The organism is Streptomyces sp. NPDC050546 (genome assembly GCF_044457425.1).
Taxonomy (GTDB): Bacteria; Actinomycetota; Actinomycetes; order Streptomycetales; family Streptomycetaceae; genus Streptomyces.
The window spans coordinates 244,015-270,805 of record NZ_JBITGX010000014.1 but is presented as its reverse complement, the minus strand read 5'-3'; the positions used below and the strand labels follow the sequence as shown (position 1 = coordinate 270,805).

The 26,791-nt window shown below is 71.9% G+C and carries 26 protein-coding genes; 25 read left to right on the top strand and 1 reads right to left on the bottom strand.

The window, feature by feature from the left end; all coding sequences use genetic code 11:
• The 25 genes from ACIBK5_RS31795 to ACIBK5_RS31675 all read left to right on the top strand — a co-directional run.
• Positions 1-1,543, top strand: a 1,543-nt coding sequence (locus ACIBK5_RS31795; protein ID WP_399024892.1) for an FtsK/SpoIIIE domain-containing protein, incomplete at its 5' end; no start/stop codon positions are given.
• Positions 1,544-1,747: 204 nt separating this feature from the next.
• A complete protein-coding gene (locus tag ACIBK5_RS31790) occupies positions 1,748-2,212 on the top strand; it encodes a hypothetical protein (RefSeq protein ID WP_399024890.1) in 465 nt (154 codons plus the stop codon).
• A gap of 11 nt (positions 2,213-2,223) precedes the next feature.
• Positions 2,224-2,691 carry a hypothetical protein gene (locus tag ACIBK5_RS31785; RefSeq protein WP_399024888.1) on the top strand — a complete coding sequence of 156 codons (468 nt, stop codon included), beginning with the start codon at positions 2,224-2,226 and terminating at the stop codon, positions 2,689-2,691.
• Positions 2,692-2,782: 91 nt separating this feature from the next.
• On the top strand, positions 2,783-3,631 hold the full coding sequence (locus ACIBK5_RS31780; protein WP_399024886.1) for a bifunctional DNA primase/polymerase: 849 nt from the start codon (positions 2,783-2,785) through the stop codon (positions 3,629-3,631).
• Positions 3,632-3,633: 2 nt separating this feature from the next.
• Positions 3,634-5,106 (top strand): ATP-binding protein, encoded by a 1,473-nt coding sequence (locus ACIBK5_RS31775; RefSeq protein ID WP_399024884.1) that lies wholly within the window; start codon positions 3,634-3,636, stop codon positions 5,104-5,106.
• 492 nt (positions 5,107-5,598) lie between these two features.
• A complete protein-coding gene (locus ACIBK5_RS31770) occupies positions 5,599-5,838 on the top strand; it encodes a helix-turn-helix transcriptional regulator (protein WP_399024881.1) in 240 nt (79 codons plus the stop codon).
• Positions 5,839-5,927: 89 nt separating this feature from the next.
• On the top strand, positions 5,928-7,190 hold the full coding sequence (locus tag ACIBK5_RS31765; protein ID WP_399024879.1) for a tyrosine-type recombinase/integrase: 1,263 nt from the start codon (positions 5,928-5,930) through the stop codon (positions 7,188-7,190).
• Positions 7,191-7,368: 178 nt separating this feature from the next.
• Positions 7,369-7,641, top strand: a complete 273-nt coding sequence (locus tag ACIBK5_RS31760) for a hypothetical protein (protein WP_399024877.1) — start codon at positions 7,369-7,371, stop codon at positions 7,639-7,641.
• Between the two features lie 670 nt (positions 7,642-8,311).
• The gene (locus ACIBK5_RS31755) at positions 8,312-8,839 is read left to right on the top strand and encodes a DUF2617 family protein (RefSeq protein ID WP_399024875.1); all 528 of its coding nucleotides are present in this window, start codon (positions 8,312-8,314) and stop codon (positions 8,837-8,839) included.
• Positions 8,840-8,925: 86 nt separating this feature from the next.
• A complete protein-coding gene (locus tag ACIBK5_RS31750) occupies positions 8,926-10,581 on the top strand; it encodes a polyamine aminopropyltransferase (RefSeq protein WP_399024873.1) in 1,656 nt (551 codons plus the stop codon).
• A gap of 102 nt (positions 10,582-10,683) precedes the next feature.
• Positions 10,684-11,790 (top strand): SRPBCC domain-containing protein, encoded by a 1,107-nt coding sequence (locus ACIBK5_RS31745; protein WP_399024871.1) that lies wholly within the window; start codon positions 10,684-10,686, stop codon positions 11,788-11,790.
• Positions 11,791-11,841: 51 nt separating this feature from the next.
• Complete coding sequence (locus ACIBK5_RS31740) at positions 11,842-12,639, top strand: aldose 1-epimerase (RefSeq protein ID WP_399024869.1); 798 nt, start codon at positions 11,842-11,844, stop codon at positions 12,637-12,639.
• Between the two features lie 10 nt (positions 12,640-12,649).
• Positions 12,650-13,198, top strand: coding sequence for an orotate phosphoribosyltransferase (gene pyrE / locus ACIBK5_RS31735; protein WP_030245666.1), 549 nt, complete (start codon positions 12,650-12,652; stop codon positions 13,196-13,198).
• Positions 13,199-13,345: 147 nt separating this feature from the next.
• Positions 13,346-14,377: a class II fructose-bisphosphate aldolase gene (fbaA, locus tag ACIBK5_RS31730; RefSeq protein ID WP_399024867.1), complete on the top strand. Its 1,032-nt coding sequence runs from the start codon at positions 13,346-13,348 to the stop codon at positions 14,375-14,377.
• Positions 14,378-14,441: 64 nt separating this feature from the next.
• On the top strand, positions 14,442-15,908 hold the full coding sequence (locus ACIBK5_RS31725; protein ID WP_399024865.1) for an MFS transporter: 1,467 nt from the start codon (positions 14,442-14,444) through the stop codon (positions 15,906-15,908).
• Positions 15,909-15,973: 65 nt separating this feature from the next.
• Complete coding sequence (locus ACIBK5_RS31720) at positions 15,974-16,387, top strand: DUF3151 domain-containing protein (RefSeq protein WP_399024863.1); 414 nt, start codon at positions 15,974-15,976, stop codon at positions 16,385-16,387.
• 151 nt (positions 16,388-16,538) lie between these two features.
• On the top strand, positions 16,539-17,369 hold the full coding sequence (locus ACIBK5_RS31715) for a tryptophan 2,3-dioxygenase family protein (RefSeq protein WP_399024861.1): 831 nt from the start codon (positions 16,539-16,541) through the stop codon (positions 17,367-17,369).
• Positions 17,362-18,552, top strand: a complete 1,191-nt coding sequence (gene kynU, locus ACIBK5_RS31710; protein WP_399024859.1) for a kynureninase — start codon at positions 17,362-17,364, stop codon at positions 18,550-18,552. The genes ACIBK5_RS31715 and kynU overlap by 8 nt, the downstream gene beginning before the upstream one ends.
• Before the next feature lie 248 nt (positions 18,553-18,800).
• A complete protein-coding gene (locus tag ACIBK5_RS31705; protein ID WP_399024857.1) occupies positions 18,801-19,667 on the top strand; it encodes an alpha/beta hydrolase in 867 nt (288 codons plus the stop codon).
• 185 nt (positions 19,668-19,852) lie between these two features.
• Positions 19,853-20,854, top strand: a complete 1,002-nt coding sequence (locus ACIBK5_RS31700) for an alpha/beta hydrolase (protein WP_399024855.1) — start codon at positions 19,853-19,855, stop codon at positions 20,852-20,854.
• A gap of 112 nt (positions 20,855-20,966) precedes the next feature.
• Positions 20,967-22,160 (top strand): acyltransferase, encoded by a 1,194-nt coding sequence (locus ACIBK5_RS31695; protein WP_399024911.1) that lies wholly within the window; start codon positions 20,967-20,969, stop codon positions 22,158-22,160.
• On the top strand, positions 22,153-23,550 hold the full coding sequence (locus ACIBK5_RS31690; RefSeq protein WP_399024854.1) for a sensor histidine kinase: 1,398 nt from the start codon (positions 22,153-22,155) through the stop codon (positions 23,548-23,550). The genes ACIBK5_RS31695 and ACIBK5_RS31690 overlap by 8 nt, the downstream gene beginning before the upstream one ends.
• Positions 23,547-24,230: a response regulator gene (locus ACIBK5_RS31685; protein ID WP_399024852.1), complete on the top strand. Its 684-nt coding sequence runs from the start codon at positions 23,547-23,549 to the stop codon at positions 24,228-24,230. Before ACIBK5_RS31690 ends, ACIBK5_RS31685 begins: the two co-directional genes overlap by 4 nt.
• A gap of 106 nt (positions 24,231-24,336) precedes the next feature.
• The gene (locus ACIBK5_RS31680; protein ID WP_399024850.1) at positions 24,337-25,677 is read left to right on the top strand and encodes a sensor histidine kinase; all 1,341 of its coding nucleotides are present in this window, start codon (positions 24,337-24,339) and stop codon (positions 25,675-25,677) included.
• Entirely contained in the window at positions 25,674-26,339 is a 666-nt protein-coding gene (locus ACIBK5_RS31675) for a response regulator (RefSeq protein ID WP_399024848.1), read from the top strand. The genes ACIBK5_RS31680 and ACIBK5_RS31675 overlap by 4 nt, the downstream gene beginning before the upstream one ends.
• A 60-nt stretch (positions 26,340-26,399) precedes the next feature.
• Here ACIBK5_RS31675 and ACIBK5_RS31670 read toward each other — a convergent pair whose 3' ends face one another.
• Entirely contained in the window at positions 26,400-26,777 is a 378-nt protein-coding gene (locus ACIBK5_RS31670) for an SH3 domain-containing protein (RefSeq protein ID WP_399024846.1), read from the bottom strand.
• Between the last annotated feature and the right edge of the window lie 14 nt (positions 26,778-26,791).

Genomic DNA, 26,791 nt, shown 5'->3' with positions numbered 1-26,791 from the left:
CCTCGGCCCGCTGTTCGCCCTGCTCGCCCTGTGGTCGGTCGGGCGCAAGCAGCAGGCCGCACCGAACTGGGCACTGCCCGACAACGTCCGCAACGCCGAGGGCGAGCCGATCACCCCGTCCATCGTCGTCAAGGCCCTGCGCGACCTCGGCGTGCCCGCGCTGCGTAACGCCATCAAGGAGATGGGCGACGCCGGCGCGAGCATGCTCGGACCCATCCGGATCGCTGGTTGCGGGGTCGAGGTCGACGTTACGCTCCCGTCGGGGGTGTCGACGATCGAGGTGCAGAACAGGCGGCGCAAGCTGGCGGAGAACCTCACCCGGCACGAGCACGAGGTGTTCATCACCATCCCCCAGGCCGCCCGCACCGTGCGGCTGTGGGTCGCCGACTCCGGGGCGCTGGACGAGCCGATCGGCCCGTCCCCGCTGGTCACCGACGAGACCATGACCGCCGACTACGCCAAGGGCCGCGCCCCCTGGGGCCAGGACCTACGAGGAGATGCCGCCGCACTGAGCCTGTATCAGCGCCACCTGCTCATCACCGGCCTGTCCAACCAGGGCAAGACCGTAGCCCTGCGCTCCCTGGCCCTGTGGCTGTCGCTGGACAAGTCGGTGCAGTTCCTCATGGGTGACCTCAAGGGCGTAGGCGACTGGGCCATGTTCGACGGCCTGGCCACCACCCTCATCCAGGGACCGACCGATGAGCACGTGATCCAGGTGGTTGAGATGGTCGAAGGCGCCGTGGACGAGATGAACCGCCGTATCCAGGCCCCGCCCGGCACCGTGTTCCCGCCGCTCATCGTGCTGGTCGACGAGGCGCAGGTGGCGTTCATGTGCCCGCTCAAGGACGAGGAGAAGCGCCCCTACGGCGGGGCGAAGGCCAACTCCCGGTACTTCATGGCCGTCCGCAAGATCCACAACCAGGGCCGTGCGGTCAACGTGCTGATGTGGCAGGGCACCCAGGACCCCACCGACCAGAACCTGCCCAAGCTGGTCCGCGAGGGAGCGCACACCCGTGCCTCGCTCGCGCTGGGCACCGAGTCGCAGGCCCGCATGGCGCTGGGGGACAAGGCCGTCGACGGCGGAGCGGCGCCGAACCTGCTGCGTCCGGGCCTGGATCAGGGAACCCTGGTCCTTGCCTCCTCCGGCATCGACATCCCGGCCGGACAGTCGTCCATCACGGTGCGCACGCACTACATCGACGACGACAACGCCGAGGCCATCACCGACCGCGCCAAGGCCCTGCGCGACGGCGTCACCACCCTGCACGTCATCGAGCGGGGCGAGGAGCGTGACCGGCTCGCCGACATCGCGAGCGTGCTCGGGGACGCGTCGCGTCTGCGGACGCAGGACGTCCTCAAGCGGCTCGCGAACCTGGACGCGGACGCCTACGGCAAGTGGTCGTTCATCGACCTCAAGCGGGTGCTCGACGGCACCGGAGCCGAGCCCTACAAGTCCGACGGCATCATGACGATCAGCCGTGACCGGCTTGCCCGCGCCCTCGCCAACCGCGACGACGAGGGTTCCGCTTCCGCCTCCGAATGACAGGGAGGCGACCCCGCCCGGGTCAGGGAGGCAGGGAGAACTCCCTAACCGCCTCCCTGACCCGCCTCCCTCGCTCTGACCTGCACGAATGATCGTTCAGGGAGTCAGGGAGGCGCGCAGGTCAGCACCCCTGAAACCCCCTCCACAGCGCACCCCCAAGGGTGTGCTTCCGCCTCCCTGAACCGGCACCGGAAGGGATTCCGCATGTACCCCGAACACTCCGGCCACGCGCCCACCGAACGGGCCGTGGAAGTCCACCAGCCCACCCCCATCACCCCCGCCGCCGTCACGCCGGCGCCCCTCGTTCCCGTCCAGCCCGGCAGCGTTCCGGCCGTGGCGAGCGTGGTCCTGCCCGACGGTCGCGTGGTCACCGGTTACGCCATCGAGCCCGCCAAGCCCGAACCGGTCGCGGTCAAGCAGGTCGTCTCCCGCGCGGCGGTGAACGTCGCCCTCGGGGGCGTCGGGTTCCTCGCGGTGTGCGGCGGCCTGCTGCTGCTCACCACATTCATCACTGCCCTGACCGCCCTGGTCACTCAGCTCATCACCCTCGCCGCCGTCATCTTCGGCGGCTGGATCGCCGTGCAGGTCTTCAGCGCGAGCAGCCACAAGGGCGGCAACACCTTCAACATCCGCAAGGCCGTCTTCAAGCGCAACCACTTCAACGGCTGACAGGAGCCCCCGTGTTCGAGATCCGCGTCATCTGCGACCCCGCCGACACCGACCGCGTCACCACCGCACTCACCACCGCCTTCACCACGGGCGCTGTGCGCCGGCGCCGGAGCCGCGACGGTGAGCGCACCCGCCTCTACCTCACCGCCGACCACCGCCCCGACCCGGCGGACTGGCCCACACCCGAGCAGGCCTACGCCAAGGCCCCGAGCATCGTCAGCGAGATCGGCTGGACCGCGCGCACCATCGCCACGGCAGAGTGCTTCACCGAGCTGAACCGTGAGTTCTACCTGCGCAAGGCCGCCCTGCTGGACCGCATCGCGCTCATGGACGAACCCGAAAATCTCTTCAGCGACGCCACCGAGACCGCCCACGCGGCGGCCGTGTCCCTGATGGACACCGACCAGCCGGGCGTGATCTGCGACCCGCGCGCCTACGTCCGCCAGCAGTACGCCCTCATGGCCACCGACGACCAGTAACTACGCCAAGGGCGGCCCCCGTCTCACGCCAATGAATCCGGGGCCGCCCTTGTCCAACCGTCCTCAACAGACCTGTTGGAGGTCTCCCAGCATGACCCAACAGACCCCCCTCCGGCGAGTGGCACTCAGCCTGGCCGCCGCCGGCCTCCCCGTGCTGCCCCTGCGCCCGGGCAAGGCGCCCTTCGGCAACTGCCACCAGTGCGCGAACAACGCGTGCGGCGGCCGGCCGAACATGAAGACCGCCGGGCCGTGCCAATGCCCTGGCGTCTGCCACGCATGGGCCGCCGCCACCACCGACACAGCCGTCCTCACCTCCCCGGCCTGGACGGCCGCATGGCAGCGAGCCGCCTGCGTCGCCTACCACCCCGGCGCCGCCCGGCTGACCGTCGTCGACCTCGACGACGCAGCAGCCGTCGACTGGGCGCACGAGACCCTGCCTGCCACACGGGTCGTGCAGACGACACGCGGTGAGCACTGGATCTACCGGGGCGCCATGGCCTCGCACAACGCCGCCCGACCCGGCATCGACATCAAGTCGACCATGTCCTACGCCCGCTACCTCGGGCCCGGCACCGGAACCATGACCACCCTGCCCGACGCCGTCCGCGCGCTGGCCGTCAAGGAACCCTCCCCGGTCCGCCCGGCGCCCCATGCGGTCGCCGTGCCCGCCGGAGCCGTGGGCGGGGAGTGTCGTCACCGCACGCCCGCCTACCTGGACCGTGGCATCACCATGGCAGAGCAGCGCATCACCGAAGCCTCCAGCGCGGTCCACACCACCGTGTACCGGACGTTCCTCGCCGTGCTGTCCGTCCATGGCCGGTGCGGCTGCCTCACCGACGCCCACGTCACGCGGCTGTTCACCGCCGCGCAGACCAAGGGCGAAACCCTGCGGCACTGCACCGACGCGTGGACCAACGCCCGCACCACGTTGGGACTGTGACCATGTCCGACGACGACAAGAACCCCGCCCGCGAGGTCATCACCGACTACGCGCAATCCCACTTCCGGTACTTCCGCACCGCTGACGGGACCGTGTACGCGCAGCGCAACGGCCACCCCGTGGCCCGCCCGATCCGCTCCCAGGGCACCACGGGCAGCCACCGCCAGGAACTCATGGTCGGTCTCTTCCGCGACGGGCACGGCGTGTTCAACGGAACCGCGCTCAAGGAGGCGTTGGACTTGATCGAAGCACTCGCTCTGACCGAGGACGTGCAGCCCGTACACATCCGCGTCGCCCCCGGATACGACGGGGCCACGTGGCTCGACCTCGGGCGCAGCGACGGGCAGTCCGTCCGTATCCACCCCACCGGCTGGGACATCGCCATCCCCGACCCGCGCGAGGTGTGCTGGCGCCGCACCCAACTCACCGGCGAACTGCCCCTGCCGGCCAAGGACACCAACGGCAAGGGCATCGACCTCCTGATGCGGCTGTGCAACTTCGCCACCGCGGAGACCGAGTGCCTGGCCATCGCCTGGCTCATCGGCTGCTTCGGGCCGACGGTTCCCGTCCCGGCCCCGTTCCTCACCGGTCCGCAGGGTGCGGGCAAGTCCACCGGCGGGCGGATGCTCGTACGGATCATCGAGGGCATGACTGGCGACCTGCGCCGCGCTCCGAAGGACGAGGAGAACCTGATCGCGGCCGTGGCCGCCGGTTGGGTCACCGCCCTGGACAACCTCTCCCACATGACCCCGGACCTGTCCGACGCGATGTGCTGCATCGTCACCGGCGCCGAGAACGTCAAGCGCGCCCTGTTCACCGACGGCGACGTCTTCCGCGTCGGCTACCGCCGCCCCCTGCTCCTGACCGGCATCGACGTGGGAGTAATCCGCCCCGACCTCGCCGAACGGCTCCTGCCCCTGCGGTTGGAACGCCCTCGCGTCCGGCGGACCGAGGCGGAACTGTGGGCGGAGTACGCGGAGATTCTGCCCGTCGTCCTCGGGTCTCTCCTCGACCTCACGGTCAAGGTCCGTGCCGTGGAGGCGGAGACCCCCACCGACCTGCGCATGGCGGACTTCGCGCACCTGTGCGCACAGCTCGACGCGGCAACCGGCCTAGGAGCGCTCACCGCCTACCGGGCCAGCCTGGACGACCTCAACGACGACGTCATTGAGGGCGACCTGTTGGCTCAGACCGTTCTTAGGCACGCCGCCGATATCGAACCGGGCGCAGAGCAGCGGATGACCTCAACGGAGTGGCTGTACTGCCTCAGCCGCCTCTACGGCGGCGATGAACTGCGTCCCCTGCCTAAAGGCTGGCCGACCACCGGCAAAGTCCTCTCCGACCGGCTCAAGCGCCTTCAGCCCACTCTCGCGGCCCGGGGCGTCCTCATCGACTCGGGCCGCACCAAAGAGGGGCGCTACATCGAGTTGACCCGTTCGCCCGTGTCGCCGCCGCACGAGCAGCAGGCGTTCTGACCGGCACCGCCGGCACGAGCAAGAGGAGCACCACCGGCCGGGCGTGCTCCTCTTGCTGTTCGGCGGCACCGCCGCCCTGCGATGGTCGCGCCGCGCAGCGGCTCCTTCCTCACGTCCTGAGCCGCGCTGCACCACCACAGAGACCCCCTTTTTTCCTAAGTAGGAAACGCTGCGTCACCTGCGTCACCAGGGCCCAGAAAACAGCGGGTGACATGCGCAGACAGGGGTTGACGCAGACGGCCGACGGCTGCGTCACCCCGCGTCATCTGCGTCACCGATGACGGACAGCCTGCGTCACCGATGACGCACCCCCAACGCTCTGCGTCACCTCAAACTCGCAGGTCAGAAGCCTGAATGACGCAGATGACGCGGGTGACGCAGAAATCCGCACCTCGGACACACGCACGCTCCCAGCACCACCGGCACGCAACCTCAGAACCCGCCGCAGGACACCTCACCCAACCCCATCACGGACATGAGGAGTCACCAGCCATGGCCAGCAAAGAGCCGACCGACCCGCGCGCGCTCCTGCGTGGTGGACTCCCGGACCGCTACCTCACCCCGGAAGACCTGGTCACCATGTTCAGCCTCCCGAGCGTCGAGACGGTCTACCAGTGGCGACGCAAGCGCATCGGCCCGGCCGGCTTCCGCGTGGGCCGCTACCTCCGCTTCAACCCCGCCGCCGTACAGGCGTGGGAGGCCGAACGCACCGCCCTCGAAGACGCCGCCTGAGGCTGCCGAACCCCTCTACCACCCAACTCCCCAGGGAGGGCCACACCGTGGCCCTCCCTGTCCTGTGCCCAGAAGGGACCACGCCCCACGTGGCAGGCCACATTCAAGACCGCTGGTTCAAGACCGAGACCAATTCCGCCGGCAAGACCGTCCGCGTCAAGACCGACCGCCACGGCGCCGGCCTGCGCTACCGCGCCCGCTATATCGGCCCCGATGGAACCGAGAAGTCCAAGAGCTTCCCCGACGGCAAAAAGCGTCTCGCTGAAAAGTGGCTCAGCGCCGTTGAGACCGACATGACGCGCGGTCAATACACCGACCCCAAGTCCATGCAGATCACGTTCCGGCAGTACGCCGAGAAGTGGTTGGACAGTAAGACACCCAGCCCGATGACCCGGAAGGAACTCGGCCGGCGCCTGCGACTGCACGCCTACCCGGTGCTCGGCTCCCGTCCGATCGGGACCTTTCGGCCGGAGCACATCAGGGATTTCGTTGCCGCACTGGAAGCGAAGCCCGGCATCGGCCAGTCCTACGCCCGGAACATCTTCGCCGACGTTCAGTCGGTCCTGTCTGCCGCTGTCGACGACACGCTGTTGTCGCGCAACCCGTGCGGTGCCCGGACCGTTCGGCGTCCCAAGCCTGACCCGCATCCCGTGGTCCCGTGGGTGCCCGACCAGGTGTTCGCCGTTCGCGCGGCCCTTCTGGATCGGTACCGAGCGATGGTCAACGTCGGGGCCGGATGCGGCCTGCGCCAGGGCGAGGTGTTCGGGCTTGCTGAGGACGCCATCGACACCGACGGGCGCACGCTCCACGTGGTCCGGCAGATCAAGCACGTAGAAGGGCACCCGGTGTTCGCTCTTCCCAAGGGCGGTAAGAAGCGAGACGTTCCGCTGCCCGGCTCCGTGGCGGAAGCCCTCCGGGCGCATATGGACACCTTCAAGCCCGTGGAGATCACGTTGCCGTGGGACGTGCCCGAGGGGCCGAAGGTGTCTGCCCGGCTGATCTTCACAGCTGAGCAGGGCGGCATGGTGTGGCGCAGCAACTTCAACGGCAAGGAGTGGAAGCCCGCTCTGGCGGTCGCCGGCCTCATCCCGGAGGCGGACGACGACGGCAAGTACGAGTCGGCGCGCGAGCGCGGCATGCACGCGCTACGGCACTTCTACGCCTCCGCGTTGCTGGACGCGGGTGAGAACATCAAGGCCGTCAGCGAGTACATGGGGCATGCTGACCCAGGGCTGACGCTTCGGGTATACGCCCACCTGATGCCTGACAGCCGCCAGCGTGCCCGCCGCGCCATCGACACGGTGTTTCAGCGCGTCTCCCAGGAAGATCACGGCCCACAGACGGCCCAGTGACCCACAGACGGCCCCTGACCTGCCCCTCTGTGCAGGTCAGGGGCCGTCACCCCGTGAGAAGGCTCTGAAGTTCCTCAACTCTGCTTTGGGTCGCGCCGGGGCCGGGCATCCCCAGTTCACGCAAGAGCGAGGCGCCCACGGGGGGCCGCTTCGGGGGAAACGAAAGGAGGGTGACGCCATGGTTATCGGCATCATCCTGGCGGTGTTCGCAGTCGTCCTGATCGCGGCGCTGGTGTCCGGTGTGCGCAGGGGCGGTTCCGGGCGGTCGGCGCGTCGTGGGGCGGGGAGGTCCTCCGGTTCGGCCGGCAGCAGCGGCAGCTGGTGGGCCGGCGGGGGAGACTCCGGCTCGTCCGGTGGTTCGTCGTGCAGCAGCGGCTCGTCCTGCGGAGGCGGGTCGTCCTGCGGCGGGGGCGGTGGTGGTGGCGGTGGCTGCGGCGGCGGAGGCAGCTGACGGCAGTCGGCAGGCCTTCCCCACGGGGGAGTTCACGGGGGAGTTCACGGGGGACCCCACGGGGGAAGCCCGCACCACCGAACGCGGGGTCCGCACCTGGGGCGGGCCCCGCGTCTCCGTGCCGGGCCGTGGCCGGGGGGACTGCGTGCCGGGCCGTGGTCCGGGATTCCGTGCCGGGCGGGATCCCGGAGTTCCCGTCCGGCGGATCCGTCGAACGCCAGTTGGGCAAGTGCGCGAGGCCTCAGACAACTTCGCATGCCTGTAGGACAACCGCGTCCATGGGACGGCGTACCCAGGCGTGACTCCGGCAACTGCGCCCGTCAAACGGCCACTTCGGGAGCGTGCCGGAAGCCCGGACGTCCAACCGTCGCGGCTCCGGGCGCGAGCCACGGCGCACCGGCGCACGCCTCCCCGGCACCGGCGCACGCCGTAGTTGAACAATTGAGCTGTAGAGCCCTCTGAGGGATGGAAACCCTACGAACTTGGGTAAAAACGCTGTGGCGGCGCCACAGTTCATGATTCCCTCTAACACACCAACGCGGCCCCTCGGACGCCCTGCGGACACCTTCCTGAAACCGGCCGACCGGGTTGATCCGGGCCGAATTCCCCCGGTGCGACCGGGGCGCGGCGGACCCATCTCCCTCTCCTTGTGTGCTTGCGGAGCCGATCCATGCTCACGACCCTGAACACCTCCTACACCGACACGCGCGCGGCCGATCTCGCCTGGGCGCTGGGGCGCGAGCCGCTTCCCGCACTGGCCGCGATGGACCTCGAACTGACGGGCGCCAAAATGCAGTTGCGACTCCTCGGCGCGTCCCACCAGGTCCTGCTGGAGGAGGAACGGGGCATCTGCTCGGAGACGGTGGCGTGCATTCCGGGCAGCAGCACTCCGCTTCCGCTCGGCGTCGCCAAGCGGGTGGGCGACTGGGAGTACGAGTTCGCCGCCCGGGTCGAGGTCCTCTCGCCGGGCTCCTTCGAGGGCCGCGCCCAGGAGTTGCTGGCCCTCGTCTCCGACCACCCGCACGGTCTCGTGGGCGTCTTCCCCGGCAGCCCGCACGCCTTCACGGCACTGCTGGCCCAGCACCACGAGGGGCAGGTGCACTGGCGGACCTGGCACGCGTACCCGCAGGACGGCCAGTTGGTGGCGACCCGTACGAGAGTCGGCGTACGCGTGCCGGCCACGGCCGCGGTGAACTGAATCTCGTACCGGTATCCCGCCTCTGTAAACCAGCACCACACGTGTGGGTGACGAACCGCGGTCGGGACGTGACGTAACGTCGCAGAGTGATCGAGCCGCACGCGCCCGCCCCACCCGGTTCCCCACCGCCCTGGAGCGCCCCGAGCGGCCCCGGCGGCCCGGCGCGGCTGCCCGTCCGGCCGGGCACCGGACGGTTCCTGGTCCTCGCGGGCGTGTTCGTCTGCGCGGCCTGCGGACTCGTGTACGAACTCGAACTCGTCGCCCTCGCCTCCTACTTGATGGGCGACTCGGTCACCCAGGCGTCCGTCGTGCTGTCCGTCATGGTCTTCGCGATGGGCATCGGCTCCCTCGCCGCGAAGCGGCTGCGCGGGCTCGCCGCGGCCGGTTTCGGCGCCGTCGAGGCCACGCTCGCGCTCGTCGGCGGATGCAGCGCGATGGCCCTGTACGCCGTGTTCGCCTGGACCGGCGCCTGGGGCGGCATGTGGGAGAGCGGCCCCCGCTGCCTCCTGGTCGCCTTCTCCCTCGCGACCGGAGTGCTCATCGGCGCCGAGGTCCCGCTGCTGATGGAGCTGATCCAGCGCATCCGCCGCCAGGACGCGGGCGGCGCGGTGGCCGACCTGTTCGCCGCGGACTACGTCGGTGCCCTCGTCGGCGGCCTCGCCTTCCCCTTCCTGCTGCTGCCGTTCCTCGGCCAGCTGACCGGCGCGCTGCTCACCGGCGCCGTCAACGCCGTCGTCGGCGGGGCGCTGGTGCTCGGGCTGTTCCGCCGGGATCTGACCCGGCGCGCGCGCTGGCTGCTGCTGCTCGCCAACGGCCTCGTGCTCGCGATCCTCGCCTCGGCCGCCGTCCTCGTCGACGACTTCGAGCGGGCCGCCCGGCAGGCGATGTACGGCAGGGACGTCCGCGTCGCGCTCCAGACCGGTGTGCACGAGGTCGTCCTCACCGGTGGCACGCACGGCCGGCCCCTCGACCTCTTCCTCGACGGCCGGCTCCGGGTCAGCGGACGCGACGAACTCCGCTACCACGAGGCCCTCGTCCACCCCGCGATGACCGGGCCGCACGCGCGCGTGCTGATCCTCGGCGGCGGTGACGGCCTGGCAGCCCGCGAGGTGCTGCGTCACCCCGGGGTGGACCGGGTCGACGTCGTCGAACTCGACGCCGAGGTGGTACGGCTGGCCCGCACCGACCCGGGCCTGTCCGCGCTGAACCGGCACGCCTACGGCGACCCGCGCGCGCATGTGACGATCCAGGACGCCTTCGGCTGGCTGCGCGGGGCGCCCCCGGCGGCGTACGACGTCGTCGTCTCGGATCTGCCGGACCCGGGGATCACGGCGAGTACGAAGCTGTACTCGCAGGAGTTCTACGGCCTCGCGCGGCGCGTGCTGGCGCCCGGCGGCCGGCTCGTGGTGCACGCCGGGCCGGTCGCGTCCAGCCCCCGGGTGTACTGGACGGTGGACGCGACAGTGCGCGCGGCCGGTCTCCGTACCGCCCCGTACGGCACGGGCGGCCGTCGCGCCGGTTTCGCCGCCGGACCCGACCGCACACCCGCCGACCGCTCGCGGGCCCCCCGGGACTGGGGTTTCGTCCTGGCCGCCCGCACGGACCCGCGGCCACGCCTCGACCCGGACGGTCCGCGCCCGCGGACCCTCACGGACGCGTCCCTGGCGGCGGGGGCGCGGGCGGCGCGGCGGACGCGGATCGCCGGGCTGCCCGCTTCGACGCTGCTGCATCCGCGGTACTGAGCCGGGGCGGGGTCGCGGAGGATACGCCGGGCGGACCCGGATGCGGAGCGAATCCCGGAGGTGGGGGTGCGTTTCCGTGTGTGCTGGGTAGAGTCCGTCGACATGGAGCACGAGGTGTTCGTTCCGGTTCCGGCCGAGCGGCTCAGGGAGGTGCTGGACGATCCCGCGCGGGTCGCCCGGGTGGTTCCCGGGCTCCAGCAGGACGCCGGCGCCCAGCCCGTCACCGGGCGGCTGAAGATCCGGGTCGGCAGTCACTCCGTCACCTACCGGGGTGCCGTACGGGTCTCCCGGCGGGACGACGGGGCGTACGCCGTGGAGGGCCAGGCGGAGGAGTCGCGCGGCAGCGGCTCGGTCGAGCTCGCGCTGCGGATCGGCCTGCGGGAGGCGGAGGACGGCTGCACGGTCGTGTTCGACGGCACGGCCTCCGCGGACGGGCGGATCAAGGACCTGCCGGCCGACGCGGTGGAGGGAGCCGTCGTCCGGCTGCTGAACCGCTTCGCGGAAGGCCTGGCCGGGGCAGCGCCGGAGACGACCACGTCCCTCGCCACGCAGGACTTCGAACCCCGAGCGACGACGGACTACGAAACGACCCCGGACGCGGACGACGAGGCCCCGCCTCCGGCGAAGACCGACGGGGGTACGGCGAAGGCCGACAGCGGTACGACGAAGGCCGACGGGGGTACGGCGGCGACCGGCGACGACGAGGCCGCCGGGCCCTCGGGGACCGCCGGGAAGCCTTCCGCCACCGGGCCGGGCGACGAGAGTCCAGCATCCGGCCCGGGCGGCGAGGGTCCGGCTCCCGGTCCGGGCGGTGAGGGTCCTGCGGGCGGCCCTGGTGGCGAGGGGCCGGTGACCGGCCCAGGCGGCGAGAGCCCCACCCCCGGTTCGGCCGACGAGGGTTCTGACTCCGCCCCCGACGACCAGTCCTCCGCGCCCGAACCCCCCGTGGTTCCGTCGGCCCCTGTCGGGCGCTCCGCCGAGGGGGACGAGGACGCCGAGTCCATCGCCGAGGCGGCGCATGCGCGGCGGACGATGATCGGGCGCAGTGCCGAGGAGGTCGATCACGCCCCGCCGCGCGGGCGGTACGCGCCGGTTCCCGCGCCGCAGACCGTGACGCCCCCGGCCCCGCTGCGCTGGGCGGCACCCGCGGCGGCGCTCGCGGTGGCGTCGGCCATCGTCGCGGTGCGCGCCCTGCGCCGACGGCGCTGAAACGCCCCGCTGCGCGCGAGGCCCTCTTGATCACCCGAGTAGGGTCGACCCGTGAGTGACGAAGACATCACGCTGACCGCGGGCGACGCGGAGGTGACCGTGCAGCCGGGCAACGGCGGCCGGGTCGGAGGGCTGCGGATCGGCGGCGTGGAGATGCTCCGGCAGGGCGAGCGCTTCGGCTGCTTCCCGATGGTGCCGTGGTGCGGCCGGGTCCGGGACGGACGGTTCCTGGACGGCGCCGCCGTGCGGCAGCTGCCGCTCAACGCCCCGCCCCACGCCATCCACGGCACCGTCCGCGACCACGCCTGGCGCACCGCCCGCACGAGCACGGACGAGGCCGTCATCACGTACGAGCTGGTCGACCCCTGGCCCCACTCGGGCCGTGTCACCCAGGTCGTCGCCCTCGCCGAGCACGCGCTGACGCTCACCATGTCCGTGGAGACGTACGACTCGTCCTTCCCGGCGCAGATCGGCTGGCACCCGTGGTTCAACCGGAACCTCGGCGGCGAGGGCGCCCAGGACGTCCGCCTCGACTTCGAACCCGCCTGGCAGGAGGAGCGCGGCGACGATCACCTGCCCACCGGCAACCGGATCGACCCGAAGCCCGGCCCCTGGGACGACTGCTTCGGGATGCCCGGCGGCGTCGACGTCACCCTGACCTGGCCCGGGCAGCTGGAGCTGAAGGTGGCGAGCCGCGAGGAGTGGGTCGTCGTCTACGACGAGCAGGAGGCCGCCGTGTGCGTGGAGCCGCAGACCGGCCCGCCCAACGGCCTCAACACCCTGCCGCGCCTGGTCACGCCCCTGGAGCCGCTGGAGGCCACCACGACCTGGAGCTGGCGCCGCCTCTAAGCTGGGCGGCATGACGGACACACGCGGCGCGCTGCTGCAGCAGATCAAGGACAAGGCCGTGGTGCACGGCAAGGTGACCCTGTCGTCGGGTCTGGAGGCCGACTACTACGTCGATCTCCGGCGCGTCACCCTCGACGGTGAGGCCGCCCCGCTGGTCGGGCAGGTGCTCCTGGATCTGACGGCGGAGCTGGACTTCGACGCCGTCGGCGGGCTCACCATGGGCGCCGACCCCGTCGCCGCCGCCATGCTGCACGCCGCCGCCGCGCGCGGGAAGCGCCTGGACGCCTTCGTCGTCCGCAAGGCCGCGAAGGCGCACGGGCTGCAGCGCCGCGTCGAGGGCCCGGACATCGCGGGCCGCCGCGTGCTGGTCGTCGAGGACACCTCCACCACGGGCGGCTCCCCGCTGACCGCCGTCGAGGCCGTGCGCGAGGCCGGGGCCGAGGTCGTGGCCGTCGCGACGATCGTCGACCGGGCGACCGGCGCCGCGGAGAAGATCCAGGAGGGCGCCGGGGTGCCGTACCTCTTCGCCTTCTCGAAGGACGAGCTCGGACTGGACTGACCGGAGCCTGACCAGGGCGTGGACGGTGGCCTGGACCTTCCGGCCAAGTCTGGAAAGATGGGGCCGACGATGACGTCGCATCCCAAGGTCTAGGTCAGGGCCGAAAAGAGCGCAGTACCCCAACCCGCAGATACAAGGAGCGGACGCATGCCCATCGCAACTCCCGAGGTCTACAACGAGATGCTGGACCGGGCGAAGGCAGGAAAGTTCGCCTACCCGGCCATCAACGTGACCTCCACCCAGACCCTGCACGCGGCCCTGCGCGGTTTCGCTGAGGCGGAGAGCGACGGCATCGTCCAGATCTCCACGGGTGGCGCCGAGTTCCTGGGCGGTCAGTACAACAAGGACATGGTGACCGGCTCGGTCGCCCTGGCCGAGTTCGCGCACATCGTCGCCGAGAAGTACCCGGTGAACATCGCCCTGCACACGGACCACTGCCCGAAGGACAAGCTCGACGGGTACGTACGTCCGCTGCTGGCGCTCTCCCAGAAGCGCGTCGAGGCCGGTCTGAACCCGCTGTTCCAGTCGCACATGTGGGACGGCTCGGCCGAGACCCTGGCCGACAACCTCTCCATCGCGCAGGAGCTGCTGGAGCTCGCCCGCGCCGCCAGGATCATCCTCGAGGTGGAGATCACCCCGACCGGTGGCGAGGAGGACGGCGTCTCGCACGAGATCAACGACTCCCTCTACACCACGGTCGACGACGCGATCCGCACGGTCGAGGCCCTGGGCCTGGGCGAGAAGGGCCGCTACCTGCTGGCCGCGTCCTTCGGCAACGTGCACGGCGTGTACAAGCCGGGCAACGTCGTCCTCCGTCCCGAGCTGCTGAAGGAGCTGAACGAGGGCGTCGCCGCCAAGTTCGGCAAGGCCGCTTCTCCCGGTCCCTTCGACTTCGTCTTCCACGGCGGCTCCGGCTCCACCGCCGAGGAGATCGCCACCGCGCTGGACAACGGCGTCGTGAAGATGAACCTCGACACGGACACCCAGTACGCCTTCACCCGCCCGGTCGCGGACCACATGCTCCGCAACTACGACGGTGTCCTGAAGGTCGACGGCGAGGTCGGCTCCAAGAAGACCTACGACCCGCGCACCTGGGGCAAGCTGGCCGAGGCGTCCATGGCCAAGCGCGTCCTCGAGGCCTGCGGCAACCTGCGCTCCACCGGCACCAAGATCAAGTAAGTCCGGTACCTCCGGTCGAGCCCGGCACCTCCTCTGGTGCCGGGCTCTTCCGTATGCTCCCTGCATGCCCGATGTCCGGCTGGCCTCCCCACAGGGCCGATGGATCCTGTTCACCACCGTCCTCGGTTCCAGCATGGCCATGCTGGACTCGACGGTCGTCAATGTCGCGCTGCCGCGCATCGGCCGTGACCTCGACGCGAACCTGTCCGCCCTCCAGTGGACGGTCAACGCGTACATGGTCACGCTGGCCGGGCTGATCCTGCTGGGCGGGGCGCTGGGGGACCGTTTCGGACGCCGGAAGGTGTTCGTCGTCGGTGTGGTCTGGTTCGCGGTGGCGTCCCTGCTGTGCGGGATCGCGCCGAACGCCGGGACGCTGATCGCCGCGCGTGCCCTGCAGGGGGTGGGCGGTGCCCTGCTGACGCCGGGGTCGCTGGCGCTGATCCAGGCGTCCTTCCACCCCGACGACCGGGGCCGGGCGGTGGGTCTGTGGTCCGGCTTCGGCGGGGTCGGCGCGGCGGTCGGGCCGTTCGTCGGCGGCTGGCTGGTGGACGGGCCGGGCTGGCGGTGGGTGTTCCTGCTGAATGTGCCGCTGGCGCTGGTGTGCGTTCCGGTGGCGCTGCGGCATGTGCCCGAGTCGGGCGGTGAAGGTGCGCGGGGCCGGTTCGACGTACTGGGCGCGATGCTGGGTGCGGTGGCGCTGGCACTGCTGACGTATGCGCTGATCGAGGCCGGTGAGGGCGGCTGGGTGGTGGCCCTCTCGGCGGTGGCCGGGGTGGCCGTTGCCGTCGCGTTCGTGGTCGTCGAGCGACGCAGGCCCGAGCCGATGATGCCGCCGGACATCTTCTCCTCCCGCCAGTTCACGGTGATCAACATCGTCACGCTGTGTGTGTACGCGGCCCTCGGCGGGTTCTTCTTCCTCGCGGCTCTCCAGCTCCAGGTCGTCGTGGGCTACTCCGCCCTCGGGGCCGGTACGGCGCTGTTGCCGACGACCGTGCTGATGCTGCTGCTGTCGGCGCGGTCCGGGGAGCTGGCCGACCGGATCGGGCCGCGTCTGCCGCTCACGGTGGGGCCGCTGCTGTGTGCCGTCGGGATGCTGCTGATGCTGCGGGTGGGGCCGGGCGCGTCCTACTGGGCCGATGTGCTGCCGGCGCTGGTGGTGCTCGGGCTGGGCCTGGTGATGCTGGTGGCGCCGCTGACGGCGACCGTGCTGGGTTCCGTGGATGTGGCGCGGGCGGGGCTGGCCAGCGGGATCAACAACGCGGCGGCCCGGGCGGCGGGGCTGGTGGCGGTGGCGGCGCTGCCGCTGCTGGCCGGGATGGGGGAGGAGGCGTACCGGGAGCCGGCCGCCTTCGACGCGGCGTTCGGGCGGGCGATGGGGTGGTGTGCGGGGGCGCTGGTGGTGGGGGCGGTGATCGCGGGGGCCACGGTGCGGAGGCCTCCGCCCGGGTGCAAGAGGCCGGAGTGCCTGCGGCACGGTGGTGTGGTGTCGCCGCCGCTGGAGGGGGAGCCGGTGCGGAAGCGGCTGTCGTAGCAGCCGTCCGGCCAGTACCCCCGCCCACTGCGCCGCGGCTGTCGTCATGGCGCAGACTTGACCCCATGTCCATTCACGAGAACCTTCTCGGGGGTCCGCCCCCGACCCATCTCCCCGACGACCCCGGGCCACGGGAACTGCTCGCGTCGGGTACCGCGCCGGTCGACGTCGCCGCCGCGCATCCGACCTCCTCGCTCGCCTGGGCGCAGCTCGCCGACGAGGCGTTCGAGCGGGGCGCGACCGTGGAGTCGTACGCGTACGCCCGCACGGGCTACCACCGCGGCCTGGACGCGCTGCGCCGCAGCGGCTGGAAGGGCCACGGCCCGGTGCCGTGGGAGCACGAGCCGAACCGCGGCTTCCTGCGGGCCCTGCACGCCCTCGCCCGTGCCGCGCAGACGATCGGCGAGCAGGAGGAGTACGAGCGCTGCTCCCAGTTCCTCAAGGACTCCTCGCCGACGGCGGCGCAGGTCCTGGGCTGAGAGCGGTCCCTGTACGCGAGGCCCGTCCGGTCAGCGGGCGGGCCTTGCGGTTCCGGGGGACGATTGCGGAAGATGCCCGTGGGGACCGGGGCCCCCGTGTCGGATTCGGCAGGGGCGGACCGCTACCCGGAGTTATACGCAGGAGACAGCGATGTCCCTTGAGGCTCACGAGCCCGAGACCCCGCATCTCGACTTCCAGGGCACTACGCCGTACGAGGACTACGTCAAGGCGGACGTGCTCACCCACCTCCAGCACACCCTCTCGGACGACCCGGGAGAGATGGTCTTCCTGGTGACGACCCAGGTGATGGAGCTGTGGTTCACCGTCATCGTCCACGAGTGGGAGACAGCGGCCCGCGCACTGCGCGGCGACGACATCCCCACCGCGACCGCCGCGCTGAAGCGGTCCGTGCGCGAGCTGGAGGCGCTCAACGCCTCCTGGAGGCCGCTCGCCCAGCTCACGCCCGCCCAGTTCAACTCGTACCGCAGCGCCCTCGGCGAGGGCTCCGGCTTCCAGTCGGCGATGTACCGGCGGATGGAGTTCCTGCTCGGCGAGAAGTCCGCGTCCATGCTCGTCCCGCACCGGGGCGCGCCGCGTGTGCACGCCGAGCTGGAGAAGGCACTGCACGAGCCGAGCCTGTACGACGAGGTCGTACGGCTGCTCGCGCGGCGCGGCCACGACGTCCCGGAGGCCGTGCTGCGGCGTGACGTGGCGAAGCGCTACGAGCCGTCGCCGCAGGTGGAGGCGGCCTGGACGGCCGTCTACTCGGGTGACGAGAGCGACGGTCTCGCCCGGCTGGGCGAGGCGCTGAGCGATGTCGCCGAGCTGGTGTGGCGCTGGCGCAACGACCATCTGGTCGCCACCCGCCGCGCGATGGGCTCCAAGACCGGCACGGGCGGCTCCGCCGGGGTGGCGTGGCTGGAGAAGCGCGCGCAGAAGAACGTCTTCCCCGAGCTGTGGACGGCGCGGTCCTATGTCTGAACTGGCCGTCGCCGCGGAGAAGCTGGACGCCGCCGACGAACTGGGCGGCAAACGGGACGGGTTCGTCCTCGACGAGGTCGTCTATCTGGACGGCAACTCGCTCGGCGCGCTGCCGGCCGTCGTGCCCGGGCGGGTCGAGGACGTCGTGCGGCGTCAGTGGGGCGAGCTGCGCATCCGGTCCTGGGAGGAGAGCGGCTGGTGGACGGCGCCCGAGCGGATCGGTGACCGGATCGCCCCGCTGGTCGGGGCGGCACCCGGGCAGATCGTGGTCGGCGACTCGACAAGTGTCAATGTCTTCAAGGCACTTGTGGGGGCCGTGCGCCTCGCCGGGGACGATCGCGACGAGATCCTCGTCGACGCCACGACCTTCCCGACCGACGGGTATATCGCGGAGTCGGCGGCGCGGATGACCGGCCGCACCCTGCGGCCGGTGACGCCGGCTGAGGTGCCGGGCGCGCTGTCCGGCCGTACCGCCGCCGTCCTCCTCAACCACGTCGACTACCGCACCGGCCGGCTGCACGACCTGCCGGCGCTGACGGCCGCCGTGCACGAGGCGGGCGCGCTCGCCGTCTGGGACCTGTGCCACAGCGCGGGCGCCCTGCCGGTCGGGCTCGACGAGCACGTGGTGGACCTGGCGGTCGGCTGCACCTACAAGTACCTGAACGGCGGGCCGGGTTCACCGGCGTACCTGTATGTGCGCCGGGAGCTCCAGGACCGCTTCGACTCCCCGCTGCCCGGCTGGAACTCCCACGCCGAGCCGTTCGGCATGCGTCCTGCCTATGAACCGGCCTCCGGTGCGCTGCGCGGCCGGGTCGGTACGCCGGACATCCTCTCCCTGCTCGCCCTGGAGGCGGCCCTGGAGGTGTGGGACGGGGTAGCGGTCGAGGCGGTGCGGGCCAAGTCCCTCGCGCTGACGGACTTCTTCCTCCAGTGCGTGGCGGAGTACGTGCCCGAGGGCAGGGTCGAGTGCCTGACGCCGGTGGCGCACGCGGAGCGGGGCAGTCAGATCGCCCTGCGCTGCGACGATGCCGGTGAGGTGATGAAACGGCTGATCGAGCGGGGTGTGGTCGGCGACTTCCGGGCGCCGGACGTGCTGCGTTTCGGGTTCACGCCGCTGTACGTGGGCTTCGCCGACGTGGAGCGGGCGGCGCGGGTGCTGGCGGAGACGCTGTCCCTCGCGTGAGTCGCCCTTGACGGACGGCCCCTGCTGCCGCGGGGGCCGTCCGTTCCCAACCGGCCCCCGACTGGCTGACCGTTCCCGACCCGCCGTTCGTCACCAACTCGCCGTAGACGCAAGGAAACGGCTGAACCGTCCGATCTTCACCCAGCGTGACATCCACGTGTCCGCGCATGTCACGTGCCTGGTACCGTCCCGGCCAACGGTCGGCTTCTCGTCTGGTCGGCCCGTACGTTTCGCTGGAAGGTTGGAGCATGACGGACGACGTCGCAGCAGCACGGGCCGCTGCCGAGGAGAAGTCGGCGTTCTCCCACGAGCCCGTCGGCCCCGACGCCACCGCCGCCTACGGTGACCACCCCGCCCAGGTGATCGACTTCTACGCCCCGCGCGGGGAGACCGGCCCGGGCGGGCCCGCCCCGGTCGTGTTCGTGCTGCACGGCGGTGCCTGGCGGGCGCCGTACGACCGGCGGCACATCAGCCCCTTCGCGGACTTCCTGGCCCGTCGCGGACTGGCCGTGGCCAGTGCCGAGTACCGGTGCGGTGGCGGTGACGACTCCCTCGCGGGCCGCTGGCCCGACACCTTCGACGACGTCGCCGCCGCGCTGGACGCCCTTCCGGCGCTGGTACGGGAGCTGCTGCCGCAGGCCGATCCGCGCCGGACGGTCCTCACCGGCCACTCGGCGGGCGGGCACCTCGCGCTGTGGGGTGCGGCCCGGCACGTCCTGCCGGCCGGCTCGCCCTGGCGCACCGGTGGCCCGGCGGCCCTGCGGGGCGTGGTCGCCCTCGCCCCGATCGCGGACTTCGCGGTGGCCGACAAGCTGGACGTGTGCGGAGGTGCCGTGCGCCAACTCCTGGGCGGGGACGAGCACTTCGCCGAGCGGCAGCCGCACGCCGACCCCGCGCTGCTGCTGCCCACCGGCATCGCCACCACCCTCGTCCAGGGCCGCGCGGACCTCGATGTGCCGCAGATGGTCGCCGAGTCGTACGCGGAGGCGGCGGCGAAGGCCGGCGAGATGGTGGGGGTGACGCTGCTGGAGGACGTCGGGCACTTCCCGCTCATCGACCCTGCGGCGGACGCGTGTGCCGTGGTGGCGGAGGAGATCGAGCAGTTGGCCTGGTGAGGGGGCCTTCCGGCCTGGTGAGGGGCCTTCCGGGGCGCACCCTTAGATGGGTCCCCGGCCATACCCGTAGTACCTGAGAGCTACTCCGCAGGTGAGTTCCTCGGTGGGACGCGGACGACGAGTCCCGCTCCGTAACTTCCCTTCCGTGCAGACCCGATGGGCGGGTGCGCTGGAGGGGGACGACCATGGGGTCCGCATCGGGGTACCGCCGTAGCGACGGAGGCCGGCGCCGCGTCGGCCGATGGCGTCGTGCCGCACTCGCCGCCCTCGTCACCGGTGCGGTGGTTCTCCCTCTTTCCGGGGCGGTGCGGCCGGAGATCCCCGCTCCCGCACCCGCCTCTCTCGCTCCGCTCAGCGCGTCGACGCTGGACGAGGCGTACGCGGCCAACCGCGCCAACGCCGCCGAAGCGGCCCGGATGGCCGCGGGCCACCACGACCGGGCCCGGGCCGCGACGGACCGCTCCCTGGCCGCCCCGGCCCGGCATCTTCTCGCCTTCGACGGCCGCGGCTCCGGCCGGGTGACGGAGGTCCTGGGCGACCTCGGCCGGGCCGACCGGATAGCCGTCCTGGTCCCCGGCTCCGACACGAGCCTCGACACCTACGGCCGGTTCCGCGCGGCCGCCGCCGCGCTGCACAGGCAGCTCGTCCGGCAGGCCCCGGCGGGCACGCGCACCGCGGTGGTGGCCTGGCTGGGCTACGAGACGCCGGGCACGGTCAGCACGACGGTCACCACGACCGGCAGGGCGGAGCAGGCGGCCCCGCGGCTGCGCGCCCTGGTCTCCGACCTGCGCGCCATAGCGGGCGACGGGCCGCGTATCTCGCTGCTGTGCCACTCGTACGGCTCGGTCGTCTGCGGACGGGCCGCCGCCGGGCTCGCCGTCGACGATCTCGCGCTCGTCGGCAGCCCCGGCACCGGCGCGGACTCCGCCGCCGCCCTGCACACCCGCGCCCGCGTCTGGGCTTCCCTCGGGGGCGACGACTGGGTGGCGAACGTCCCGCATGTCAGCACGGACCTGTTCGGCACCACCGTCGGCTTCGGCACCGACCCCGTCTCCCCGGCCTTCGGCGCCCGGGTCTTCACGGCCGGCGACGGCGGCCACAGCGACTACTTCAGGCCCGGCACGGCCTCCCTGGCCAACCTGACCCGGATCGTCCTGGGCGAGACCGAGGCGGTGACCCATGACTGACGTAGGCGTACGAAAGACCGACGTAGGCGTACGAAAGACCGACGTAGGCGTACGCAAGACCGGCATCGGCGTACGGAAGACCGGCATCGGCCTACGAGGCCTCCGGCATGCGGTGCTGCGCGGCGCCGACCGCATCGGTACGGCCACCCCGGCCGAACGGGACCGGGCCGTGGACGCCCTGCGCGCCGCCGCGGTGCTCGGCGTCGTCATCGGCCACTGGCTGGTCACCGCCCTGGTCTCCGACGGCCGGGCCCTGCGCACGGCGAGCCCCCTCAGGGACATGCCCTGGCTGACGCCCGTCTCCTGGCTGTTCCAGACGCTCGCCGTGTTCTTCCTGGTCGGCGGCCATGTCGCCACGCGCGGCTACACCTCGGCCCGCGCCCGGGGCGTCCCGTACCACCGCTGGCTGAGAGGCCGTCTGACCCGGTTGTTCAAGCCGGTCGCGGCCGTCCTCGGCCTGTGGACGATCGCCGCGCTCGCCCTGCTGCTGTCGGGCGCCGAGTTCGGGACGGTCCGCACGCTGGTGAAGCTGGCGCTGTCCCCGCTGTGGTTCCTGGTGGTGTTCGCCGCGCTGACGGCGGCGACTCCGTTGCTGACCCGGCTGAACCCGCTGTGGCCGCTGGCCGTCGTACTGCACGTGGACCTTGTGCGGTTCGGCCTGGGCGGCCCCTCCTGGCTGGGCTGGGTGAACGTGGCGGCCGGCTGGATGGTGCCCTACACCCTGGGCGCGGCCTGGACCCGCGGCGAGCTGGAGGGCCGCCGCGCGGGCTGGGTCCTGCTCGGCTGCGGTGCGGCGGCGACCGCCGCGCTCGTCGTTCTCGCCGGCTACCCGGCCTCGATGGTCGGCGTCCCGGGCGAGGGCATGTCCAATCTGGACCCGCCGACGCTGGCCGTCGTCACCTTCGGCCTGGCCCAGTGCGGTCTCGCCCTGCTGCTGCGCGAGCGGCTGCGCCGCGCGATGCGCCGGCCAGTGGCCTGGGCGGCGGTGGCGCTCGTCAACCTCTCCGCGATGACCATCTTTCTGTGGCACCAGACGGCCCTGATGGCCACGACGGCCACCGGCCTCCTCGCGGGCCGGCTCCCCGGGCTGCACACCCGGCCCGACGGGCTCGACTGGGTCGGGGCCAGGCTCCTGTGGCTTCCCGTGTTCGCCCTGGCCCTCGCGGTCTGCTGGGCCGCCTTCCGCTTCGGCGAGCAGGGCGCCGAGCAGGGCGTGCGGAGCGGCCGGCAGGGCCGACGCTCGCGGGTCGTCCGGGCGCACCGTCCGTCCGGCCGGGGGACAGCGGCGGAGGCCCGCCATGTCTAGGCTGGGCCGCGTGACGGACACGGGGGTGGGCGGCGCGCCGCGAGCGCGTGTCAGGGGCTGGCTGCGGACACTGCGCGAGGACCTGTGGACGGTCCGGGCCGACCCGCTGCCGCCCTCCGCCTGGCTGCGCTGGCTGCCGCACGGGCTGGTGTGCCTGGTCGCGTTCGGCGTCACGGTCGGGGCCATGGGCGACATGTCGGACAACGGCCATCTGAGCTTCGGGCCGGCCCTCCTGATCGCGGGCGCGCAGGGCGGCGCCGTGGTGCTGGCGCTGTGGCGGCCGGTGCCGGCGTGGTGGCTGTCGCTTGGGGCCTTCTTCACGGGCGCCGTCATGCTGTACCGCCGGCTGGACATCGATCTGGAGACCTACACCTGGCCCTGGACCGCGGCCGGGATCATCGGCCTGCTGCTCGTGCTGCTGCTGCTCGCGCTGAGGGTGCCCACCCGGGCTTCGGTGGCGGCACTGGTCGTGACCGCCGTGGTCACCTACGGCCTGGAGAACCTGTGGATCCGGGTGGACCACGACGCCACGGGCACGCTCGCGCTCGCCCTGGCCACCTTCGCCGTGGTCGTCGGCACCGCCCTGCGCGGCCGCCGCGAGGCCCGTAAGGAACTCGTCGAGCAGACCACGCTCACCGCCGAGGAGCGCACCCGGCGCACTCTGCTGGAGGAGCGCAGCCGTATCGCGCGGGAGCTGCACGATGTGGTGGCGCACCACATGTCGGTCATCTCCATCCAGGCGCAGGTCGCCCCGCACCTCGTCGAGAACCCTCCCGACGAGCTCAAGGAGAACCTCGCGGGCATCCGGCAGAACGCCCTGGAGGCGCTGACCGAGCTGCGCCGGGTGCTGGGCGTGCTGCGCTCGGAGCAAGCCGGGCCGGGGGAGACACCCGTCGGCCCGGGCGGTGGCACCGGCACCGCCGAGCACGCACCGCAGCCCACCCTCGACCGGCTGGACGCGCTGGTGGAGAACACCCGGGCGGCCGGCCGGGAGGTCACCACGGAGATCAACGGCGAGCGGCGTCCGCTGCCGCCCGGAGTGGAGCTCTCGGCGTACCGGATCGTGCAGGAGGCCCTGAGCAACGTCCTGCGGCACGCGCCCGGCGCGAGCGCCAAGGTCCGTCTCACGTACCAGCCGGACGGTCTTGAGGTGGAGATAGTCAACTCCCGGCCGACCGGGCCCGCGTCGCCCTCGACGGGAGCGGGGCACGGGCTGCTCGGCATGCGGGAGCGGGTCGCCATGCTCGGCGGCACCATGACGGCGCACCCGTGGCACTGGGACGGCTTCAAGGTCACCGCGTTCCTCCCGGAGACCCCGCCCGCCGACCCGGCACCGGGCACCGACCGGATCACCTACCACTTCCCCGACCCCGAGGCAGGAACCCCATGACGAGCGGCAACGGCAAGCCCATCCGGGTCCTCATCGTCGACGACCAGGCGATGGTCCGGCAGGGTTTCACCGTGCTGCTCGGCACCCAGCCCGACATAGAGGTCGTCGGCGACGCCCGGGACGGCCGGGAGGCCATCGCACAGGCCGCGGCGACCGCCCCGGACGTCGTCCTCATGGATATCCGCATGCCCGGGGTCGGCGGCATCGAGGCCACCGAGCACATCACGGCCGCGCACCCGGACATCAAGGTGCTGGTGCTCACCACCTTCGACCTCGACGAGTACGTGTACGACGCGCTGCGCGCCGGGGCCTCCGGGTTCCTGCTGAAGGACGCGTCGTCCGAGCAACTCGCCGAGGCCGTTCGGGTGGTGGCGGCCGGGGAGGCGCTGCTCGCCCCGGTCATCACGCGCAAGCTGATCGCCGAGTTCTCCCGGCTGGACGACCGGCCCCGCTCCCCGCTCAAGGAGCGCGTCGGTGATCTGACCGAGCGGGAGACGGAGGTGCTCGCCCTGATCGCGCAGGGCCTGTCGAACGGGGAGATCGCCCGGCACCTCTTCGTCGCCGAGCAGACGGTGAAGACCCACGTGGGCCGGATCCTGGTGAAGCTGGGGCTGAGGGACCGGACTCAGGCGGCGGTGTTCGCGTACGAGTCGGGGCTGGTGCGGCCGTCGGGGTACTGAGGCACCGCACCTGGGCCCGCCGTCCCCGTAGTACCTGAGAGGGAGACCGAGGAACCCCTCTCACTGGGGACGACCGGGACCCGGGGGTGCGCATACCTTTCTGTACGTGACCGAGACGACTCACATCCAGACCAGGCCGCCGGGGGACGGGGCCAAGCCGCACAGCCCGGAGTACCGGGTGGCGGTGGACTCCCTGCGCGGGCTGCGGCAGGACCTGATCCATGACGCCTTCGCCTACCGGCCGCTGCCGGGCCGGCGCACCGACGGGCGGTTCGCCCGGCGGCTGCCCGGCCGCCTGCGGGAGTACGCGGCCTGGACGCCGCACGCCCTGATCGTCGGGGCGGCCCTGATCTCCGTGGCTTTCGCCACCGTCGACTCCGGCGGGCCCGCGGCGCTGATGGGTCTGTTCTGCGCGGTTCCGGTGCTGCTGACCATGGTGCGGCCGGTGGGGGCGTTCTGGGCGTCCATGGTCTCCACCCCGGTCGTGGCCGTGATCGGCAGCCGCTGGTTCGAGTGGCCGTGGGCGGCCGGCAGCTTCGTCAGCCATCTGACCGTGCTGACGGTGGTGGCGATGCGCACCAGGCCGCGCACGGCCGGGTGGATGTGGGCGCTGACGGCGCTGTACGCCATCGTCGCGGACAGCGGCATCGGCCCGACCTCCATGTACGGCAGCAACTCCGGCGCCATGCTGATCCTCTCGGCGCTGATCCTGCTCTGCGTCACCGTCCGGCACATCCGCCGGGACGCCGTGCAGGAGGTCACCGCCCAGCAGACGGTCACCGCGCACGAGCGCTCCCGCCGCACCCTGCTGGAGGAGCGCACCACGATCGCCCGCGAGCTGCACGATGTCGTCGCCCACCACATGTCGGTGGTCGCGATCCAGGCGGAGGCCGCGCCCTACCGGGTGGAGAACCCGCCGCCGGAGCTGGAGAAGGCCTTCGCCACGATCCGGGAGAACGCGGTGGCGGCCCTGACCGAACTGCGCCGCGTCCTGGGCGTCGTGCGCGCCGAGGACTACGAGGCCCCGGACGCCCCGCAGCCCACGCTCGCCGAGCTGGACGGGCTGCTGGCCAATGTGCGGGACGCCGGGCTGAGCGTGGACAAGGCGGTGACCGGGGCGGTGCGCGAACTGCCCCAGGGCGTCGAACTGTCGGCGTACCGCATCGTGCAGGAGGCGCTGAGCAACTCCCTGCGGCACGCGCCGGGCGCGACCGCCCGCGTCGAGATCGGCTACGTGCTCGGCGGTCTTGGCCTGCGCATAGTCAACGGCCCGCCGCCGAACCCCAGCCTGATCAAACCCTCGCCCGGTGCCGGGCACGGCATCACCGGCATGCGGGAGCGGGTGTCGATGCTGAACGGCGAGATGACGGCGGGCCGCACGGACGACGATGGCTACGAGGTGGCGGTGTTCCTGCCGGTCGCCCTGCCGGACGAGGGTGACGCATGACCATTCGCGTGCTGATCGCGGACGACCAGATGATGGTGCGCGAGGGCTTCTCGGTCCTGCTGAACGCGATGCCGGAGATCGAGGTCGTCGGCGAGGCGGTGAACGGCCGGGAGGCCGTCGCGAAGGTCCGCGAACTCGCCCCGGACGTCGTGCTGATGGACATCCGCATGCCCGAGCTGAACGGCATCGAGGCGACCCGCGAGATCGTGGCCGCCGACGGCGCGGCGAAGGTGCTGGTGCTCACCACGTTCGACCTCGACGAGTACGTGTACCAGGCGCTGCGCGCGGGAGCCTCCGGCTTCCTCCTCAAGGACGCCTCGGCCCGCCAGCTCGCCGACGCGGTGCGGATCGTGGCCGCCGGGGAGGCTCTCCTGGCCCCTTCGGTGACCAGGCGTCTGATCACCGAGTTCTCCAAGCTCTCCGAGACCCCGCGTCTCATGCCCTCCGCGCAGGCGGCGTACGGGGACCTCACCGAGCGGGAGACGGAGGTGCTGGTCCTGATCGCTCAGGGTCTGTCGAACGCGGAGATCGCCGAGCGGCTGGTGGTCGCCGAGTCGACGATCAAGACGCATGTCAGCCGGATCCTGGTGAAGCTGGGCCTCAGGGACCGCACCCAGGCGGCGGTGTTCGCGTACGAGGCGCGGCTGGTGACGCCCGGTTAGCCGGTGTGAGCCGGAGGACGTCGCCCCGCGGGCGCTCGGGCCCCGGGGCGACGGACCGGATCAGTCCAGCTGCATCGGCGTGCAGTCGCTCACGTACGACTTGGAGACCCAGCCGGTGGTGCCCTTGGCGATGCCGCTCTTGGACTTCTGGCCGAGCTTCAGCTTGATCCAGGAGCCCTTGGTGGCGAGCTTCTTGCCCCAGTCGTCCTTGTGGAGGATGCCCTTGGACGCGTAGCCGGTGCCGGCGCCCGTGCGGAAGTTCACGCCACTGCCCTTGTAGACGTAGTAGTAGACCTTCGGCTTGCAGGGCATCTCGGCGGCGGTGGCGGCCGGGGCGCTGGTCGCGACCGCGCCGGCGGTCAGCGACAGGGCCAGCATGGCCGAGGCGGCCAGACGGGCGGGGACGCGGGTGCGGAGCTTGGCTCGCTGCTGTGTCATGAAGTTCTTTTCTC